The following is a 3047-nucleotide window of genomic DNA, read 5'->3' on the forward strand; positions in this document are numbered from 1 at the left end:
CCATGGCCGAGTAGCGCCGCGGTCAGCGCCCGGGCGTCGAGGATCGCCTGCCCCGCACCATTGGAGCCGCGCGGCACCATCGGGTGCGCGGCGTCGCCAAGCAATGTCACGCGGCCAAAGCTCCAGCGCGGCAATGGGTCCTGATCCACCATCGGGAATTCCAGCACGCTGTCCGCTGCGCGGATCAAGGCCGGTACGTCGAGCCAATCGAAATGCCAGTTTTCGAACGCGCCGATGAAATCATCGAGCCTGCCGGTCCGGTTCCAGTCCCGCTTGCGATAATTCGGCGTCTCGATCTCGGCGACCCAGTTGACCAGCTGCAGGCCGTCGCTGTCAGCGGCGCGGATCGGATAGATCACCATCTTGCCGTGCGACAACCACCCCGCCCGGATCATGCTGGCGCCCGACAGGATCGGTTGCCACCGCGTCACGCCGCGCCACATGTTGACGCCGGAATAGCGCGGATCGCCTTCCTGCGGGAAGAACTGCCTGCGGATCGCCGAGTTGATGCCGTCGCAGGCGATTGCGACCTTGCCGCGCGCGGTGAAGCATCCGGCGCCGCCGGGCTCATCGGAGAATGTCACGGTGACGCCGCTGTCATCCTGTTCGACGCCGAGACAATGGCGATTGGTGACGAGGCGATCGCTCCCCAGCCGCGCGCGGAAGGCTTCGACCAGCACCATCTGCAGATCGCCGCGATGGATCGAGAATTGCGGATGATGATAGCCGGCTGCGCGCCCGAGCGGCTCCTGATAGATCAGTTGCCCGAAGCGATTGAAGAAGGTTGCATCGCTGGTCTCGATCGCAACCCGCGACAGCGCCGCTTCGAGGCCGAGCGCCGCCAGTTCCCTGGTGGCATGCGGCAAGAGATTGATGCCGACCCCGACCGCCCTGAGTTCGGGGACGGATTCGAAGATCCGGCAGGGCATGCCCGCCTGGTGCAGCGCGAGTCCGAGCGTCAGGCCGCCGATCCCGGCGCCGACGATGATGACCTCGTCCATGTTCCATCCCGCAACATTCTTGGTTGCAGCGATGAAACACGATCGGTCAGCCCACTGTCAATCTGGGCGGGTCTTGATGAAACACATCCCCATCCGCGACGTCCTGCTCATCACTTGGCAGGACAAGCCCTCGGCGCAGGTCCAGGAAGCAAAACTCTTGTCTGTCTCCGCCGGGTGCTCGCTTGGCGCATAGCAATGCGCACCCCAGCCATCCTCGTACTCGGTGCCGGCCAATTCGCTGCTGCCGCGCGATTGCGGACGGCTGGCAAACCCGCGCGAGAAGTCCGGCATCTTGCCATCGGCGAACGCGGTGATGATGTCGCGACGGCGGACCTGATCGCCGAAGAAGTGCGGCGAGGCCGGAACCACGACCGAATTGTCGGGCTTGGCGGCCATCCAGTCGACGCCGGGGAAATGAAAGCCGCCGATACCGCGGGTCTGATGGCAGCCCCCGCACGTGATGTCGTTGAGCCGACGCTCGAAGCCCGCGGCCGAGTGAATGTTCTGCAAGTCCACGCCGTGCTCCGTTGCATTCTGCAACGCGGTGACGACATCGCTCTCGCTGAACACGGGATTGTCGGTCTGGTCCTCGCCCTGCACCAGCCCGAACGCCGGCTGCATCTCGGAGGCCGAAAATCCGATCGGCGTCGGCGCGATCGCGCTCTTGGCAAGAAACTGGTCGGGGATCAGCAGGGTGCCGCGATCGAGTTCGTTGAAATGGCTGGGATCGAGCAGCCAGGTCTTGAATTCGCGCCGCAGGTTTTCATCCGCCAACAGCCGGTCGCGGTCGATCTGATTTTCCAGCACCGCCTCCTGGAAGGTCGCGGAGCTCGCGTCGTAGTCAAACACCTTCATCAGATAATCCGTGCGGAATTCGTGCGTCGCCGATTTCGGCACATGGGCGATCTGCAGGTTGGTTTCCATGCGATAGATGTTCTCGGGCGCAATCAGGTCGAGCGCGCCGCCTTTCGCGGTGAGTTTTTCCGCAAGCTCCGCGCCGGTCGAGGTCAGTTCGCCGGCGGCAAGCCAGCGCCGGGCGATCTCGGCGCAGGTGATAGCGCCGCCACCGGCGTGATCGCTGTCATCACCTTTGGCCTTCAGCACGATGTTCAGCGTCATCGGCAGCCGCGGCGAGACGTCGAGCTCGCCGATCTTGGCCGCGCCGGTCCGCGTCATGCGATAGATCAACCGGATCTCGCCGCAGTTCTTCTCCGACACGTAGGCGCGGTCCATCCGGTTGACGATGCCGGACAGCACGAAACGCGCATCGGACGCATCGAGCAGCGCGCGGTCGAACAGCTGGAAATCGAACGCCGACCCGACGCCGATGCTCTCGTTGGGGACAGTGGCCTCGTGCTTTTCGACATAGCGGTCGAAATCGGCTTCCAGCGCCTTGCGCACCGCCAGCATCGAAGGCAGTGCGAACAACTCGCGATCGGCGAGCGGTGCATCGTTGGATTTGTCGGCCGACGTGCCTTGCGCCAGCATGCGGGCGAGACTGAACCGGCCGCCGTCGAGCTCGCGCAATGCGGCGGGATCGACGATTGCGGTACCGTGCGTCAGCGCGGCGCGTTCAACGACCCGGGCCGGCTGGGTAGCAGACAGGGCGGCACACAACGCACCACCAAAGAGAACGGGAAGGATGAGGAGATATCGCGGAGTGCTGGTCATGCCGGGACTAACACCACGCAAAAATGTCTATTCAAGCAGAAAGCGCTTCACGTCGCAGTGAAGCGCTTTTGCACCGCTTTGGCGTCAAAATCCCGACACGAGAAAAACTAGCGCGCGACGATCAGGCCGCGCGACGTCACGACCACCCAGCGTCCGTCCTGCTTTCGGATCGCATCGACCTTGCCCAGCCCCGGCACGGGATCGCCGGCATAGACCTCGTACAGTCCCTGGCGCCCCTCGATCAACGCGCCACCATGGGAGACCTCCCGCAGGATCCAGCTATCCACCGTCGGCAGCCGCGCGACCTCGGTTCTGGGCGGCTCGGTGGCAGCCGGGCCAGCAGCGGCGCCCGCGTTTGTGGCAACAGTCGTGGGC

General features: G+C 64.5%; 2 protein-coding genes and 1 pseudogene. All 3 read right to left on the minus strand.

What is annotated here, in order from left to right; translation table 11 throughout:
• Positions 1-1001 (minus strand): flavin-dependent oxidoreductase (locus WCB02_RS18485; RefSeq protein WP_423960206.1); only part of this gene is annotated, 1001 nt, incomplete at its 3' end.
• A gap of 57 nt (positions 1002-1058) precedes the next feature.
• The gene (locus WCB02_RS18490; protein ID WP_423960208.1) at positions 1059-2672 is read right to left on the minus strand and encodes a hypothetical protein; all 1614 of its coding nucleotides are present in this window, start codon (positions 2670-2672) and stop codon (positions 1059-1061) included.
• A 107-nt stretch (positions 2673-2779) separates the two neighbouring features.
• A pseudogene (locus tag WCB02_RS18495) lies at positions 2780-3047 on the minus strand (hypothetical protein); the annotation flags it as partial.

Origin of the sequence: Bradyrhizobium sp. (assembly GCF_049581145.1) — a bacterium.
GTDB lineage: Bacteria > Pseudomonadota > Alphaproteobacteria > Rhizobiales > Xanthobacteraceae > Bradyrhizobium.